This is a genomic window from Ketobacter sp. MCCC 1A13808 (assembly GCF_009746715.1).
In the GTDB taxonomy this organism is placed as follows: Bacteria; Pseudomonadota; Gammaproteobacteria; order Pseudomonadales; family Ketobacteraceae; genus Ketobacter.
The window spans coordinates 339,249-355,861 of sequence record NZ_VRKW01000003.1 but is presented as its reverse complement, the minus strand read 5'-3'; the positions used below and the strand labels follow the sequence as shown (position 1 = coordinate 355,861).

Annotated in this window: 15 protein-coding genes; 10 read left to right on the top strand and 5 right to left on the bottom strand. The window is 51.4% G+C overall.

Annotated elements, in window-relative coordinates:
• Nucleotides 1-10 precede the first annotated feature (10 nt).
• The 3 genes from FT643_RS08415 to FT643_RS08405 all read right to left on the bottom strand — a co-directional run bounded on the left by FT643_RS08415 (nucleotide 11) and on the right by FT643_RS08405 (nucleotide 1,370).
• Nucleotides 11-238, bottom strand: coding sequence for a hypothetical protein (locus FT643_RS08415; protein ID WP_156870934.1), 228 nt, complete (start codon nucleotides 236-238; stop codon nucleotides 11-13).
• 61 nt (nucleotides 239-299) lie between these two features.
• On the bottom strand, nucleotides 300-707 hold the full coding sequence (locus FT643_RS08410) for an MAPEG family protein (RefSeq protein ID WP_156870933.1): 408 nt from the start codon (nucleotides 705-707) through the stop codon (nucleotides 300-302).
• 186 nt (nucleotides 708-893) lie between these two features.
• Nucleotides 894-1,370, bottom strand: a complete 477-nt coding sequence (locus tag FT643_RS08405; protein WP_156870932.1) for a GFA family protein — start codon at nucleotides 1,368-1,370, stop codon at nucleotides 894-896.
• Between the two features lie 219 nt (nucleotides 1,371-1,589).
• On the opposite strand from FT643_RS08405, the gene FT643_RS08400 reads away from it, so the two are divergent.
• Entirely contained in the window at nucleotides 1,590-3,977 is a 2,388-nt protein-coding gene (locus FT643_RS08400) for an efflux RND transporter permease subunit (RefSeq protein WP_156870931.1), read from the top strand.
• Between the two features lie 4 nt (nucleotides 3,978-3,981).
• On the opposite strand, the gene FT643_RS08395 is transcribed toward FT643_RS08400, so the two are convergent.
• The gene (locus FT643_RS08395; protein ID WP_156870930.1) at nucleotides 3,982-6,594 is read right to left on the bottom strand and encodes a LuxR C-terminal-related transcriptional regulator; all 2,613 of its coding nucleotides are present in this window, start codon (nucleotides 6,592-6,594) and stop codon (nucleotides 3,982-3,984) included.
• A 234-nt stretch (nucleotides 6,595-6,828) separates the two neighbouring features.
• Between FT643_RS08395 and folE the strand changes: the two genes are divergently transcribed.
• From folE to FT643_RS08375, 4 genes are all read left to right on the top strand, one after another.
• Nucleotides 6,829-7,374 (top strand): GTP cyclohydrolase I FolE, encoded by a 546-nt coding sequence (gene folE / locus FT643_RS08390; RefSeq protein ID WP_156870929.1) that lies wholly within the window; start codon nucleotides 6,829-6,831, stop codon nucleotides 7,372-7,374.
• 254 nt (nucleotides 7,375-7,628) lie between these two features.
• Nucleotides 7,629-8,102 carry a MarR family winged helix-turn-helix transcriptional regulator gene (locus FT643_RS08385; protein ID WP_156870928.1) on the top strand — a complete coding sequence of 158 codons (474 nt, stop codon included), beginning with the start codon at nucleotides 7,629-7,631 and terminating at the stop codon, nucleotides 8,100-8,102.
• Between the two features lie 64 nt (nucleotides 8,103-8,166).
• Nucleotides 8,167-8,973 carry a tyrosine-protein phosphatase gene (locus tag FT643_RS08380; RefSeq protein ID WP_156870927.1) on the top strand — a complete coding sequence of 269 codons (807 nt, stop codon included), beginning with the start codon at nucleotides 8,167-8,169 and terminating at the stop codon, nucleotides 8,971-8,973.
• Nucleotides 8,974-9,777, top strand: coding sequence for an SDR family NAD(P)-dependent oxidoreductase (locus FT643_RS08375; RefSeq protein ID WP_156870926.1), 804 nt, complete (start codon nucleotides 8,974-8,976; stop codon nucleotides 9,775-9,777).
• Here the strand turns inward: FT643_RS08375 and FT643_RS08370 are convergent.
• Nucleotides 9,764-10,321: a VOC family protein gene (locus FT643_RS08370; protein WP_198043412.1), complete on the bottom strand. Its 558-nt coding sequence runs from the start codon at nucleotides 10,319-10,321 to the stop codon at nucleotides 9,764-9,766. The two genes, FT643_RS08375 and FT643_RS08370, sit on opposite strands and share 14 nt — an antisense overlap.
• Before the next feature lie 128 nt (nucleotides 10,322-10,449).
• Here FT643_RS08370 and FT643_RS08365 point away from each other — a divergent pair, with 128 nt between their 5' ends.
• The 5 genes from FT643_RS08365 (at nucleotide 10,450) to FT643_RS08345 (ending at nucleotide 16,590) form a co-directional block, all read left to right on the top strand.
• On the top strand, nucleotides 10,450-11,520 hold the full coding sequence (locus FT643_RS08365) for a phosphotransferase family protein (RefSeq protein WP_198043411.1): 1,071 nt from the start codon (nucleotides 10,450-10,452) through the stop codon (nucleotides 11,518-11,520).
• A 44-nt stretch (nucleotides 11,521-11,564) separates the two neighbouring features.
• Nucleotides 11,565-12,863, top strand: coding sequence for an acyl-CoA dehydrogenase family protein (locus FT643_RS08360; protein ID WP_156870924.1), 1,299 nt, complete (start codon nucleotides 11,565-11,567; stop codon nucleotides 12,861-12,863).
• Nucleotides 12,863-13,609, top strand: a complete 747-nt coding sequence (locus tag FT643_RS08355; RefSeq protein ID WP_198043410.1) for an SDR family NAD(P)-dependent oxidoreductase — start codon at nucleotides 12,863-12,865, stop codon at nucleotides 13,607-13,609. Before FT643_RS08360 ends, FT643_RS08355 begins: the two co-directional genes overlap by 1 nt.
• A gap of 195 nt (nucleotides 13,610-13,804) precedes the next feature.
• A complete protein-coding gene (locus tag FT643_RS08350) occupies nucleotides 13,805-14,836 on the top strand; it encodes a GGDEF domain-containing protein (RefSeq protein ID WP_156870923.1) in 1,032 nt (343 codons plus the stop codon).
• A gap of 152 nt (nucleotides 14,837-14,988) precedes the next feature.
• Complete coding sequence (locus FT643_RS08345) at nucleotides 14,989-16,590, top strand: glycerol-3-phosphate dehydrogenase/oxidase (RefSeq protein ID WP_156870922.1); 1,602 nt, start codon at nucleotides 14,989-14,991, stop codon at nucleotides 16,588-16,590.
• Nucleotides 16,591-16,613: the final 23 nt, after the last annotated feature.

Below are 16,613 nucleotides of genomic sequence, written 5' to 3'. Positions count from 1 at the left end.
ATCGCGCCTCTTAGAGCGCATTGCGATAAAAAGAGATGACCTCTTCCCGTGCAACCTGAGTGCCGAATCTGGCTATCGATTCCTCGCGATCCCCCCCTGCGGTATCATAGGCGTCGCTGATAGCCAATCTCGCACCCGGTATAGCAGCCAGGCCAAACGGCATGCTGAATTCGTCAGCAACTACCGTGCCCGCGTTTAAAGCTGCAATCAACGCCACTAACCGTACAATAATTTTCATCTGGATCCCTCGTTATTTTTAAATAAAAACAGCAAAATTTATATTGCGATGCCGACACCCGCTAGCCAACAGCATAGTTCCATATAAGAATCCCCCACATAGCCAAAACCGCTGTGAAATTAATAGTAAATAGCAAACCCCGAAGCCTAATATTTGAAGTGCAAATTTGAACATAGCTATGAATCACGCGACCACCGACAAAAACCCAAGCCAAACCTGTATACCCCGAAAAATAGGTAAAATCGGATGACATTAACAACACGCAAATCACATAAAAAAAGAGCGGCCATTCAAATTGATTAGAGAGGTTGGCAGCCACCTTTGGCTCAAATTCAGCCCAGGGATTAGTGCCATCCTGGCGAGCCCCGACGCGCCATATTCCGGGCGCTCTCATTATAGTCAGAGCCACGTATAAAAATGCAGTCCATAGCATATGCGCAAACATAGGAAGCAGTAATTGGCTGGCCATAGCTAACATTTCCCAAGAAATAAGTTAGAGGATCTGGTTAACTAGAACAATCCATCCATTCAAACGCCCGCATCAGCGTCGTCGCAGAGCGCAGCATACAGCAATGAACCCAGCCAGAAAAGCGGAACAAATGTGAGTTGCACACTCAATGGTTGGCCTTCCGATTCGCTCTTGCCGTTTTCTGCTCTACGAGTCTTTACTCAAAAAAGCCCGTCGAAATAACGACGACAATACGGCCCATTGGATTGCTGCCTGACTTCTACGATGGCCAGCTATCTTTTTAACCGCATCATGCACTTCCGTCGTTCTATTATCGTAATAAATATGCGCAATAGGCGGAGGCAAATCCAGGTGACGAAGGTAGTTTGTGGGAATAGACACAAACCCAATAATCGAACCCATCTCTACTTTGCAATATTTAGGTTTACCACACTGTATACATTGACCGCGTTTGATCGGCGAAAAGCCGCTCTGATAGCTTTTAAATTCTAAACTTTCAGCATTTAGACTGGTGCAGTCTTTCAATAAAAATGTGCATTCATCGTTGTAGTCTGAGCCAAAAAACAACTGGCACGTTCTACAATGACAAACCAGCCTGAAAAGCGGCTTCGAAAAAGTATCAAACTCACCCGGACTGCAACCACAAAGTCCATTTGGAATCATGACTATTAGCTCCCTCTGCTGTCTATAAGACCGACCCAAGCATTCCGACCCTTAATTAAACACCGTTTGAGTCTATGCATCCAGCACTGGCCATCAGTCTCACCCCAAAAGGCATTAAATCACCCGATTTTCACTCCCTCTAGTCCGATAGTATCAGGACAACTCTCTTACCGTTGATTACAGTATCGGGAACTATTGCAAAAGAACGAGTTTTCTCTGATGGGCACATTCATATCGATACTGATCCGGTTCCGCTGGCTGCTTTTCGTCGCTTCGCTGGCCTTATTGGTCTTTTCTGCCGCTGGCCTGCGCCACTTCACGTTTGACGGCTCCCCGCGCGCCTTTTTTTCTGACGGCGACCCCGAGTATGAGCGTTTTGAGGCTATGGAGGAAACCTACGGCAGCGATTACCGGATTTTCTTTATGTTGTCCGCAACCGAAGGCAGCATGATGGATCCTGAAAATCTGCGCGCATTGCAGCAGATGACTGAAAAGGCCTGGGAGCTTCCCTATGCCCGCCGCGTGGATTCCCTCAGCAACTACCAGTACACCTACAGCCACGACGATGAGCTGTTCGTAGAGGATTTTTTTGGTGAGTCCGTAGTGAATGACCCCGATACACTGGCTGAGCGGCAGAAGGTGGCGCTGAATGACCCGGCCATCACCCAACGCTTGGTTTCCGCTGACGGCAAGCACGCAGCTGTGATCATCGCCCTGACCATTACCAACGAACAGTTGCTTTCCGGCGAGGGTTTGGCACTGGTCAAGCAAGCCTATGGCCTGGCTGATTCGATCAAAGCCCAGTACCCCAACATCACCACAGCGGCCACCAGCAGCTTACTGAGCACGGTTTACAACATGGAAGTGGCAGCATCGGATATGAGCTTGATGATCCCGGTGATGTTCGGTTTGATGTTTCTGATTCTGGGGCTGCTTTTGCGTAGCTTCTGGTCCGTTGTCGTGGCGTTGTTTATCGCGATTGCCAGCTCCCTTGGCGCGATCGGCTTTGCATCCTGGTTGGGTTTAACGTTTTCCGTGGTGTCCATTAATGCGGTCATTATCAGCATTATTGTTGCCGTCGCCCACTGCATTCATATCTTCACCCAGTTGCTCAAAGATATGCAGACTTTAAATAAAAAAGAAGCCTTGGCCAACAGCCTGCGAGTCAATTTTTTTGCGGTCAGCGTGACCACACTCACTACTCTGATCGGCTTTTTGAGCCTGAACACCAATGACTTACCACCCGCTGTCACACTGGGCAACGTCTCGGCCATTGGCGCTGTGTTGGCGTGGCTGTTTTCGCTGACCTTGCTGCCCGCCCTGGTCACCCTGTTTCCGTTTAAGCCGACCCAATCCAGAGAGCTGCTCATTGATAGGGTGATGGACAAGCTGGCTTTATTTTTAATTAAACGCAAATACGCCGTCTTGCTGTTTATGATCGCGTTGTCCGCCATCATGATTACACTCAGTTTTCGCAACGACCTGAATGATAATCTGGTTGAAACCCTGCACGAGCCGCATATTTTCCGCAGTGACACCGCCCTGATCGATAAACATTTCGGTGCCGTGTACATCTACAGTTACAATCTGGATGCCGACGGCGAGAACAACGCCGTGGACCCTGATTACCTGAAAAACATGGACAAGTTCGCCACCTACCTGCGAGCCCAACCGGAAGTTTCCAGTGTGCACGCTTTTTCGGATGTCATCAAACGCCTAAACAAGAGTATGCACAATGATGATCCCGCCTATTACAGCATTCCCGATGATCGGGAATTGATTGCGCAGTATCTGCTGTTATACGAAATGTCCCTGCCTTTTGGTCTGGATCTAAACGAGCAACTGACACCCGACCGGAGCCACACGTTAATGACGGTGTCTATGCCGGTACTGGATACCAAAACCGACATTGAACTGGATCAGCGCTTTTGGGCTTGGCAGAAAGAAAATCTGCCCCCGCACATGCAGGACCGGAATATCGCCATTGCAACGATTTGGTCTTATCTGACCATCCACAGCTTGACCAATTCATTGCAGGGTTCGGCGACAGCGCTCGTGCTTATCTCCTTTGTGATGCTGCTGATGTTGCGGTCGTTGCGCTATGGCGTAATCAGTCTGGCACCCAACATCATTCCGGCCATGTTCGGCTTCGGCGTCTGGTATCTTTATTCCGGCCGGGTGGGCCTGGGACTGACCTGCGTCACCATCATCACCATTGGTATTGTGGTGGATGACACCGTGCATTTTTTGGTGAAGTATCAAAAAGCATTGAAGGATTTTAAAGGGGATGCCGAACTCGCCATTCGCGCCACCTTCAAACAGGTTGGACCTGCGCTGTTCGTCACCACCGCGGTACTAGCGGCTGGATTCGGGGTGTTAGGCTTGTCGCAGATCATCATCAACAGCGCCTTGGGGCAGGTCACCGCCGTAATTCTATTGGCCGCGTTTTTATTGGATATTCTGTTACTGCCGGTGCTGCTGTTAATTTTCGATCGCAACCGTAAACACCAATATGCAGAGCAAAACACCGCCGCACTAAAAGCAACCGACACTCACCAGCCCGACCCCGAGGCGACGATAAATTCTGCTGAACCCGCATCGCAATAAGGAATCATTCCAGTAATCCCAGCTCCCGCGCTTTGGCCACCGCCTGAGTGCGGCTGCTCACCGCCAGCTTTTCATAAATATTGCGTAGGTGAGCCTTGGTGGTGGCCATGGCAATATGCAAATGGTCGGCGATGGATTGATTGCTGAGCCCCTGCGCTATCAGATCCAGCACTTCCTGCTCGCGGGTAGTCAGGGGCTCGACTAACCCCTTACTGGATGCCGGGCGACCTTTCGCTATCAACGCAACCTCCCACCAGCCTCGCTTGCCTTCTTTTACCAAAATGCGCAGCAAAGGAATCAGTGCTGCGCCCTCATCCAAAAACAGACGACGATAGCCTGGTGCCTCGCTTATCGTGATGGCTTGCAGCAAGCAGTCCGCCGCCAGGTCCGGTTCTTCCGCAGCCAACACCAGGGCGCGAGCGACTTTGGCACGTACCAGATTGATGATTCGGCCATGGGCTTCGGTATCCGCCTCAATACGCAACAATAAATCCACCGCTTCGGCTTTACGGTTCTGTAATGCCAGACACCGCGCCAGCACAATTCTGTCTTCTTCCTGCAAGAAGCCAAAATGCTGCAACAGGGCGTTTTCTCGTTCGGCAGCCCAGAGCAGGGCGGATTGAATCTGGTTCGATTGCAGGCAATACAAAGCCCGCATCATGCTGACGCTGGGCCCCATTTTGGACCAATAGGAACGATCCCGCTCCATTACCGGCGCTGCGCTATCCAAAATCCGGATGGCTTTGGAAAAATCTCTGGCCGGCACTTCCAAGGATGCTTGCAGCATCAGGATAAGGGCCCCATAAGCTGCTTCCGCGCCACTATCACGGAATTCAAGCAACACTTCTAACGCCTCAGTAGCGCGCTCAATCTGGTTGATTTCACAATAGATGTGCACATAGGCGGTGTTTTGCCAGCAGGCCAGATAGTGCGGGTCCAGACCTTCACCAATCAACCAGTCACGAGCATCCTGCAACTGATTGAGCGCTTTTACAGTGAAACCCTGCTGAAATAGAACATGAGACAAAATGACCGAGCAGGACAACACACAGAAATGATTTCGCTCCTGGCGGGCGCTGGCCATCGCCAACTCCATCAGCTGCTGTGTAGAGGGGTGATCGCCCTCTTGGTATAACTCCATACCCAGGGCGAATTGAGCCACGGCATTAAGCTGAACATCACTTTCAGCGGCCAGGGTGCGGGCCCGACCAGACCAATGATGGGCCAGCTCATCTTCACCCCGGACCCGCGCCAACTGGGTGCGGAATATCGCAATCTGAGTGCGCAGTGGCCCATGATCCGGGTGTTCCTGCGCAAGCAGACGGTCGGCCTGATCCAGATAGGGTTCAGCTTCTACAATCCGCTCCGTACAGAACAGGCTCCAGGCTTTAATCAAAGCCAGTTTGGGTCGCTGCAAAATTGTGCCCGCCGGTAGTCGGCTTAGCCACCAATTGAGGGATTCGTTTTGCCCGCCCAGCATGCGCGTCACCCCCAACTGCTCGATTAACTCGGCGGCTTCATCCCAGAGTGAGGCAGCAAGCAAACAATGTATGGCTTCCTCACGCTCGTCATTACTCACAAACCAGTCCGCTGCCCTGCGATTCCAGAGCAACCACTCCTGCGGATGCCGGTCACTGGTGATGTTAAGCAGGTTTTCCCGAAACAGGTCATGGAAACGAAACCAATGGCCCTGGTCATCCAGGGGAATCAAAAACAAATTGTCTTCCCGTAAGGCATCCAGCAACACCGCCACCTCTTTACTGTTTTTGTCCGGATTAAGTGCTTCACACAGGGACAGATTGAAGCGCCGGGCCGTGGCCATACTGAGCATAAACTGCCGCGTAGTTTGCGGCAGATTACTCAACACCTCTTCTGCCAGATAGTCCACCAGCAAAGTTGAGGATTCCTGCTCCAACCACTCGGTTGACTGCCGCGGGTGCTGCTTTAGGGTTAAACCAGCCAATTGCAGGGCTGCAGCCCACCCTTCGGTTCTGGCTTGCAGCGCGTCCAACATACCGGTATTGAGTGTCAGCTTGAGGGTTTCCTGAAAAAAGCGCTGCACTTCAGTGCGCCCGAAGCTGAGATCGAAGGCCTGAATTTCCGTGATATGGCTGCGCACCCGCCGCAGCGGGATATGCAGGGACGGCAATACCCGTGTGGTAATCAGCACATGCAAGCTAGGGGGCAGATTATCAAGAAACCAATTCACGGTTTGCAGCAACGCCGGATCCTGAATGACATGGAAATCGTCCAACACCAAGGTGGTCACTTGATCCTGGCCGGTCCAATGATTAACGATACTCACCACCCAAGCCTCCGGATCCGAATCCGTCTGGGCCGGCGCAAAACGGGTCTCGTTTCCGCCGGCCAAGGTGCCACTGACATAACGCCAAAAGCGCAAAGAATCGTTATCCTGACTATCCAGTGACAGCCAGACATAAGGCTGCCCAATGGACTGCAGCCACTGCAGTGCAAGCGTTGTTTTGCCGTATCCGGCAGGCGCATGAATTAAGGTAAGTTCACCCTGCGCAGGTGCACCCAACAGCTCCAGAAGGCGTACACGAGGTACCGCATTCTGCCGCAACGGCGGTGCGAATAATTTGGTTTTCAACAACATATCAGTAATTCTTGTTCTGATGACAGGACGTTAGTGTTTCCGGAAACGCCCCCTAAGTCAAAGTCGATCAATCCAAACAAAGAGGACAATCACACCCGGATAGCGCGAACCAACAAAAAACTGGCGGGTCACACTAAACAGAGACTGTGGTATAGTCCCGAAGCAGCGCCCGCGAAGGGCGGATTCAAAACTAATTTAGCCGAACTAACAACGCTGTATATTGAGACGTAAATCATGAAAGAACATTTTGCCGCAATCCTGAAAGCCGTTGGCGAAGACCTGGAACGCCCCGGACTACAACGCACCCCGGAACGGGCCGCCAAGGCCTATGAATACCTCACCCAGGGCTATCACCAGGACCTGGACGAAGTCATCAACAACGCCTTATTCCCTTCTGATTCCAGCGAAATGATCATTGTTAAGGATATTGAGCTGTATTCCATGTGCGAGCACCACTTGCTGCCTTTCATCGGCAAAGCCCACGTTGCCTATATCCCTCAGGGTGAGGTACTCGGCCTGTCAAAAGTTGCCCGCATCGTTGACATGTATGCGCGTCGTTTTCAGATTCAGGAACAGCTCACAACGCAAATTGCCGAAACCATTCAAAGCGTGGTGAACGCAGCCGGTGTCGGCGTGGTGATTGAAGCCAAGCATATGTGCATGATGATGCGCGGTGTTGAGAAGCAAAATTCGGTCATGAAAACCTCGGCAATGCTGGGCACATTCAGGGAAAGCCAAGCCACCCGATATGAGTTTTTATCCTTGCTTCGGGACGCCTGAAACAACACCCTCCAAGCGGTTCACAAACCTAAAGGTGAACCGCTTTTTTGGGCACCCATTTACCAGCTACTCCTGTTAATGCCAGTTACCTCACGCGCTTCACCTTGTAACGGACGGAATTCCAAGTTACTGGTGCACTTAATCGCCTGCGTCGTGCCCTCTGCCACCCCGGCCACACCACACTACGACCCCACCGTTTTCTGAAAAAAGACCAAATTGACACCATAATTCCATTATGTAATCATGGTTCCATTATGAGAAACGATGAAAAAGTACACCATCCGGTCATCGCCCTGATAGACGAGGTGATCCGTGTAAACAGCCGATTGCGATCCGTTTTTGAGGGTACTACCGATGCCAGCGGACTCAATTCAATGCAATTGACCGTGCTCACCGCGGTGGTTGAATCCAGAATGCCGCCCACGGTTCCCCAAATCGGCAGAAGCCTTGGGCATCCACGGCAGGTCATTAACCGTGCCACCAAAATATTGCTCGAGCAGGGTCTGATTGAGGCTCTGGATAACCCCGACCACAAACGTGCGCCGCTGCTGATTGCAACTGACACCGGCAAGCAGCTCAAAATGAAAGTGGATGCAACCGCAGAAGCAGCCGCAGACGCTTTATTAACAACCATTGACGCCGCGACTTTCAGGAAACTAACCAAAGACCTGCAAACCTTGAGAGCCAGCATCGAAGCCCATACGCGAGGCAGTAAAAATCGATCCTGAGATAACTTGCCAAGCTCCAACAGAATTATAGCAACCCAGCCACCTATGCAAACCGGGGATTAAATTGGTTATCACAGATAGACACATCGCTTTGAACGGCTCCAAGAATTTCCGTGATTTCGGCGCTTACCCTACCCGGGACGGGCGCCGGGTAAAGCGCGGCCGCTTATTTCGCTCAGACAGGCTATCGGACCTGTCAGCAGAAGACTTGAAGAAATTGGAACCGTTCGCGATCCGCACCGTCTTCGACTTACGGGGATTCAGGGAACGCACCGAGGCACCGACACGCTGGCATGCGACCTCAACCACTCGCAACGTGCATTTGCCTTTAATCAGCAGCACCAGCGGTAACGCCGTTTCAAGCGCCTTACGCGACACCCACACCAACAACGATACGTCCGCCGTACGCCAGGCTATGGTCGATTTGTATTGCGATATGGTAAAGCAGGCCGACTCCCTGAATTGCCTTCAACAAATATTTCAATCCCTGGCTCGCCAGGATGAGCTACCGGTGCTCGTTCATTGCAGTGGCGGCAAAGACCGCACCGGCATCACGTGTGCTTTAATTCTTTGGACCCTGGGCGTCACCCGCGACCTCATTCTGGAAGACTACCTGCTCAGTAAAACGTTATATTCCGACCGTATTGATGCGAGCCAAACAATCCCGCAAGCGTTGAATCATCAAAAGAATGAAGATTGGGGTACGGCGGCGATCAAGGTTGTGTATGGTGTGGAGGCAACGTTTCTGAACGGTGCCCTCGATTATCTTATGCAAACCTATGGCACGGCTGAACAGTTTGCAGAACGCGCGCTAAAACTCGATAGCGATTGCCTGAGTAGCATCCGCCATAACTTGCTGGAACACGGCTAAATGGCATACACAATGCTAAGCCTGGAGCGTTACGGCCCCTGGGCTCTGGTAACCGGAGCGTCTTCCGGTATCGGCATGTCGTTTGCCCGTCAGTTAGCCGCTGCAGGATTCAACCTGGTTATTACCGCAAGAAGAACGCAAAGGCTCGATGCTCTGGCCGCGGAATTGCAACAGCAACATCCGATCACGGTAAAAACCGTGAACCTGGATCTCAGCGATACCGCCTCACTTTCGCACCTGGTTGAGGCGTGCCACAACAAAGATATCGGATTGATTATCAGCAATGCCGGCTTCGGCTTTAAGCAACGCCATCATAAATTACGGATGAGCGATCTGGACAACATGCTCGACGTCAATTGTCGTGCCCCAATGGCGCTGAGCCACCACTTTCTACCGCACTTGCTCGAACGAGGCAAAGGTGGCTTTATCATCACTTCGTCTGTCGAAGCCTATTTTGGCGTGCCGGGTTCGGCAGCCTATTCCGCCACTAAATCCTTTGCAAAGACACTGGGCGAAGCACTTTACGGAGAAACGGTCGGCTGCGGCGTAGACACGCTGGTACTCTGCCCCGGATTGACGGACACGGAAGCACCGACGCTACAAGGCTTCGATAAAAAGGAAATGAAAGGCATGAAATCCCCCGACGATGTTGCAGCCGCGGCATTGCAAAGCCTGGGGAAACAACCGGTGCTAATGAGCGCGTCTTTGCCTTTCCGGTGTATGATTCAAATTGCGCGGCTACTACCCCGCGGCTTGTTGTTGCGGAAAGCTTCCGCATCGATTGATAAAATTATTCGGCCTTAAGCTCTGAAAAATCCTGCCCTATGGAAGCGATATCGCGGACCGGTTTCCAACCTTGCCAATTTGCAGCCACCTTTTTCATCATAGTGAAAAACTGCAACGTCGCCGCCGGCGCCTGAATCAATTCAAGGTGAATAGCGCCCGGCAAATACTCGTCAAGATAGACAAATTTTTGCCCCTGCGGCATGCTGCCCGACTGCACAATTCGATCATGCAGTTTGTGCTGGTTAAGCACCCCTTCCAGATCCGTAACCAAAGTTGCCATGTGATTCAGTTTTCCAGGGCAATCCCGCAGCGCGCGAGTGTATAAAGAGTCCGTTGTCGACAAAGGGCGAACGAGTTCAATCTGCACATCGTTCCAATAGCCAAAACACAAAGACAGCTCTAATTGCGTTGCGGTACCGCGATAACTGTACTGATCCAGAACGATGGAATCGAGTCGGTAAAATGGACCGGCACCCACCCGCTCCACCCAATCGAGCGCAGCTTTATCAATGTCTTCCACGATATAACCCAATTGCATAACCGGGCCGAATGAATCCGTCATCTGCACTCTCCTGTCCTGTTTATTCCAAAAATCACCGAAATATCGGTTCACATGCATCATCGGGTATTTGACACATCAATGTCAACATGTAACCATGGTTCCATTATTCACCATCCAAGGCTTCTTTCATGGGACTGCAACACGACCTCGACAAACTGATAGACATTCCGAAATTGACTGATTGGCTGGACCGTAATTTGCCCGAGCTGGGGAACGGCCCGCTGCAGGCGGACCTGTTACACCAGGGCTTTTCCAATGTGGTCATCAACCTTAATCGTGGTAAAGAAACACGGGTCATGCGCAGGCCCCCTGCGGTGGCTCCGCCCGGCAGCGAGAGAACGGTGTTGCGTGAAGCCCGGGTATTAAGTGCACTGACCGGAACCGACGTGCCCCACCCGATCTGCTATGCAGTGTGCGAAGATGCAGAAATCGTCGGCGCGCCTTTTTACATTATGGAAAAAGTGGCGGGTTGGTCGGGTAAGGTCGTCGACCGCAAAGTCGTGCATCAGCCCCCTTTTGATAGTATGCCGTTTGAATACCGGATTCCGTTTGCGGTGGTAGACGCATTGGTTGCATTAGCCAACGTGGATTATCAGGCTGTGGGTTTACAGGATTTCGGCAAGCCGGAAAACTACTTGCAACGCCAGGTTGATCGCTGGGCTAACCAGCTGGCGTCCTACAAAGAACGTTACAACTACGAAGGGCGCGAACTGCCGGGTTATCAACTCACCGAGCAGTGGCTACGGGACAACACGCCGTCCGACTATAAGCCCGGCATTATCCATGGCGACATTGGCACCCCCAACATGCTGTTTGCGGATAAACCACCGGCACTGATTAACGCATTAGTGGATTGGGAACTGTCGACCATTGGCGATCCGATGGTGGATATGGGCTGGTTTTGTAACGGCATGCGTGATGAACGCACTCCGGATATCATCCCCGACTCCGCCCATGACACCCGCCACTGGCCCACACGCCAGGAACTGGCTCGTTACTACGCAGCGGGCACCGGTCGCAGCATAGACAATTTCGATTACTACCTGATTCTTTCGCGTTTTAAAGCGGGCTGTATTATGGAATACAAAGTTGCGCAGGCGGCCATCGGCAAACTCGACAAAAAAGCCGGCGAATGGTTTGGCGATATCGTACTGGATTGCTTTGCCAGCTCGTCAGATCACATTAAAAAATTCTGCTAAGCCACACCCGGATAACGAATTACAAAACAAATTGGTGACAACACATGATTGATTTCAGCATAGAACCCGAATTTAAGAAAAAACTGGATTGGATGAATAGCTTCGTGCGTGAAGAGTGCGAAATGGTGGATCTGCTCTTCCCCCGTGCGTCGGATATGTACGACGTCAAAAACAGCAACGCGCGCAAAATCGTGCGCCCATTGCAGCAGCAGGTCAAAGATCAGGAATTATGGGCCTGTCACCTGGGACCCAACCTGGGCGGCCCCGGCTACGGCCAAGTAAAGCTGGCCCTAATGAATGAAATTCTCGGACGCTCAAGCTGGGCGCCCACCATTTTCGGCACCCAGGCGCCGGATACCGGAAACGCTGAAATTCTCGCCATGTTCGGCACCGAAGAGCAAAAAGAAAAGTACCTCAAGCCATTAATGGATGGCGACATCGTATCCTGTTTCTCAATGACCGAACCCCAAGCCGGAGCCGATCCGCTTGAGTTTGAATGCAAAGCCTGGCAAGAGGGCAACGAATGGGTCATTGACGGCTACAAATGGTTTTCGTCCAATGCCCGCTACGCCGAGTTTTTGATCGTGATGGCGGTGACCAACCCCGACAATGCCCCTCATGAACGCATGTCCATGTTTCTGGTGGATGCCAAAACACCGGGAATTGAAATCATCCGCAACACCAAGATTATGAGCGATTCCCCCGAGAATGAAATCGACGACGGCATTCACGCTTTTATGAAATACAATCAGGTACGGGTACCACTGGACGCCATGCTGGGGGAGCAGGGCGGCGCATTCAAGGTTGCCCAGGCACGTTTGGGCGGAGGACGCATTCATCATTGCATGCGCACAGTAGGCCTGTTGCAACGGGCTTTGGATATGATGGTGGAGCGAGCCGTTTCCCGCCAGACGAAAGGCAAATTACTTTCCCAGCATCAATTTGTCCAGGGCATGATCGCGGATACCGCGGTCGACATCGAACAATTTCGCTTACTGATCCTGAAAGCCGCCTGGATCATCGATAATGAACCCCACGGAGCCGCCCGCACGCACATAGGCATGTGCAAAATTCAATTGGGCAAAGTATTCTATGAAGTTGCCAAGCGCGCTGTTCACCTGCATGGCTCACTGGGTGTATCGCTGGAAACGCCGCTGGCAAAAATGTGGGCCGGAGCCCCCACACTGGCCGTAGCCGACGGACCTACCGAAGTGCATCAGGTGCAGGTGGCCAAAGCACTGCTAAAAAATGCCACGCCTGCGCCGGGCTTCTTCCCCACCGATCACAACCTGACACGGCTTGAACAAGCCAAAAAGAAATTTGCTCACCTATTGGAAGACTGATGATGGACGCGCTACTGGATTTCACCGGCAAAGTCGCCCTGGTCACCGGGGGATCCCGGGGCCTGGGCTATCAAATGGTAATAGGCTTAGCCGAACGTGGCGCAGATATTATTATTGCCAGCCGCAAGCTGGAACAGTGCGAGCGTGTGGCGGAGGAGGTACGCCAGCTCGGGCGCAAAGCCCTGGCGGTTTCAACGCACGTGGGCCAGTGGGCGCAAATAGACGCATTAATCGAGTCAGCTTACCAAACCTTCGGGCGGGTCGACATCCTTATCAACAATGCCGGGATGTCACCGGCCTGCCCCAGCCATGAGGTATCGGAAAAGTTGTTCGACTCGGTAATGAATCTGAATTTTAAAGGCCCCTTCTATCTTTCCAGCCAGGTCGCCCGGCGTATGGTAGCGGCCGGCGGCGGTAGCATCATCAATATCAGCTCTTCCGGCGCGCTGATGGCACTGCCCGGTGTGGTGCCCTACGGCTGTGCCAAGGCCGCACTCAATGCCATGACCGTTTCGATGGCAGCGGAATACGGGCCCAAGGTACGTATTAACACCGTATCCGCCGGACCCTTTATGACGGAAGCACACGCCGACTGGACCGAAGAGGTAATCGCTAAAATAAAAAACGCCGCCCAACGCCCGGGGCAACCACAAGAAATAATTTCCGCTGTTTTGATGCTGGCAAGTGATGCTTCCTCATTCACCACCGGCTCGACCCTGCGAGTAGACGGGGGGCAACGAGGATAGGCCTGGCCAACCAGACAAGGCTACCTCAATTAGGTTCACGTCTACTACATAAAATCCACCAAATTAAAACAACTCCGTGACAAATCCCCCCGAGCTCCGATCTGCGATACCCTATAATTAAACAATGTAGAAGATAATCCGAGTGATCTACTGATGACACTCTGATTGCAGTTTCTGAGCACGGAGACCACATTTTTGACACCACACGCCCTATACCGGTTAGTTCTGGTCAATAGCCAATACAGCGAAGAGGAAATTAAAAATTTACCTCTGCCTGTGATTCGTGAAATTGTCTATCGGTTGATGTCGGTGCACCTGCCTATCTTTGTATTACCTGTGCTGATGGTAACCTGGTCACGGGGGCAAAACCTTTTATTCACTATTTACGCACTCGCCACCAGCATTACGCTGGTGCATTTGATTATGTTGGTTAAATCCAACCGCCGTCTACTATCACCGCCACTCTTACTCTTCATCTGTTTTATCCTTTATGTTTCCACCATAATGTTGATCCAGAAATACACGATATTCTGGAGCTATGCGTTCACAGTAGGATTTTATCTGCTGCTGGAAAAACGCCTGTCTGTGATCATGAATATCATCTGGGTATTAATAAATGGCTCAATCGCATTTTATCTATTCCCGTTTGAGCTGGCGTTGATTTACATGCTCTCTTTGGCCACCTGCGGCTTTGGCATCGAAATACAATCCGCCATTTTGTACCGTCACGAACAGAATCTAAAAGATCTGGCTTTACGCGATCCGTTAACCAATGCACTCAATCGTAGAGCCATGATGCAGGAACTGGATAAAGCAGATGCTTTACACAAGCGCTACAACACATCTGCATCCATTATTATGATTGATATAGATCACTTTAAGGCGATAAACGACAACTATGGCCACCAGGAAGGCGACACGGTATTAATCAATTTCGTGGCAACACTCTCCCGGCGGCTGCGCAGCACCGACAGCTTCTTTCGCCACGGCGGTGAAGAATTTACCGTACTCCTGCAATCGACCAACCTGAAAGATGCAGCGAGCATCGCTGACTCCTATTGCGAACTGATACGGGAAACGCACCTTTCCACAAAAGTAGCCATCACAGTGAGCTGCGGTGTCGCCGAGGCCAAACGAGGAGAATCCGTTGTTAACTGGCTGAACCGATGTGATACCGCGCTATACAACGCAAAATCTGCAGGTCGGGATTGCATCAAATTGGCCTAGCAACACACTCCTGCCCCCTTCTGACGCCTTCGCTCAAATGCCCCGTAAGCGACATGCTCCACTTAAGGCGCGTTTCTTCCTTTAATTAGTCTATTCAAACGTTTATCCTGGTTTTTCAGTTGACGTGTAGCCGCAGTTGGTAGGGAAACTCTATGAAGTTGAGACAAACCAATATCGACAAGCTTAAAACAGAAACTTTTGATGTGCTGGTGGTGGGTGGCGGTATTAACGGAGCGGTATCAGCAGCGGCCCTGGCGGGTAAAGGCGCAAAGGTCGGCTTAATTGAAAGGCAGGACTTTGCATCCTGCACCAGTTCAAACTCCTCCAATTTAGCTTGGGGTGGCATCAAGTATCTGGAAAATATGGAGCTCCTGCTGGTCAATAAGCTGTGCAAGAGCCGCAACCACCTGATGAAGAGCTACCCATCAACGGTGCAGGAAATCCGCTTTTTCACTACCATTCAGAACGGCTTCAGATTGCCGGTTTCCTTCGTATTTCTAGGCACACTCTTCTATTGGATGATCGGCCGTTTTTTTACCAAACCGCCTAGATTTTTGACCAAAGCCACCATCAAAAAGCTGGAGCCGGTCGTCAACACCCAGCAAGCCAAGGGAGGCTTCGAATATTCAGACTGTTATCTCTACGATAACGATGCCCGCTTCGTGTTTAATTTTATTCGCAACAGTTTGAATTACGGCTGCGTTGCGGCCAATTATGTCGAGTCCACGGCGTTGAAACGCGACAATGGGCTTTGGCAGATAACCGCCAAAGATACCCTGACCGGCGAGCACTTCCCCATTCGGGCTAAAGTATTGATCAATGCCTGCGGCCCCTATGTTGACCAGCACAACTCGATGGCTCGGCTCCAGACCAATCACCATCATGTGTTCTCCAAAGGCATTCATTTGATTATCGATCAGGTGACATCGAACAAACGCGTTCTCACTTTTTTTGCCAGCGACGGCAGACTGTTTTTTGTCATCCCGATGGGACCCAAAACCTGTATTGGCACGACAGACACTCAGGTTGCAGAACCCAAAGCGCAAGTCACAGAGGCTGATCGCCAATTTGTAATCGACAATATAAACGCATTATTAGTCCTGCCCAAACCGATTACTCCGCAAGATATCATTGCCGAACGCTGCGGGGTCAGACCGTTAGCCATTGAAGGCACAAGCGGTAAAGCGGACTGGGTCAAGCTGTCACGCAAACACGCCATTGATGTCGATTCACAACAAAAGCATTTATCCATCTTTGGCGGCAAACTCACAGACTGTCTGAACGTCGGTGAAGAAGTGGTGAATCTGGTGGCGGGCATGGGCATCCCCATTCCCTATCCGAAATTCAGTTGGTACGGAGAACCCAACGACGAAATAAAACAGGAATTTTTGCACCAGGCCAAACTCATGGAGCTGGATAGCCTGACTCATCCCTCCTCTTCGGAGCCGTTAACCACACGCTTCTGGCGACGCTACGGTGCACATGCTTTCGGCTTGCTGGAACGAATTCGCTCCGACCCTTCGAACGCACAACTGCTCATTGAAAATGCCGAATACACCCGCTGCGAAATAGAACAGGCCGCTCAACGTGAAGTGATCGTAAAACTGGAAGACTTTTTGCGCCGTCGCTCCAAAATCGCGTTGGTAGTAAGAAAAGAAGACCTGCAAAAAGCACCGGGCCTCAAGGCCGCCTGTAAAATTTTGTTCGGCGATCAAGCGGAGCAAAAATACAACGAATACTTTACTGAACACTGAGGTGAAATTCATTCAGCGTAAGC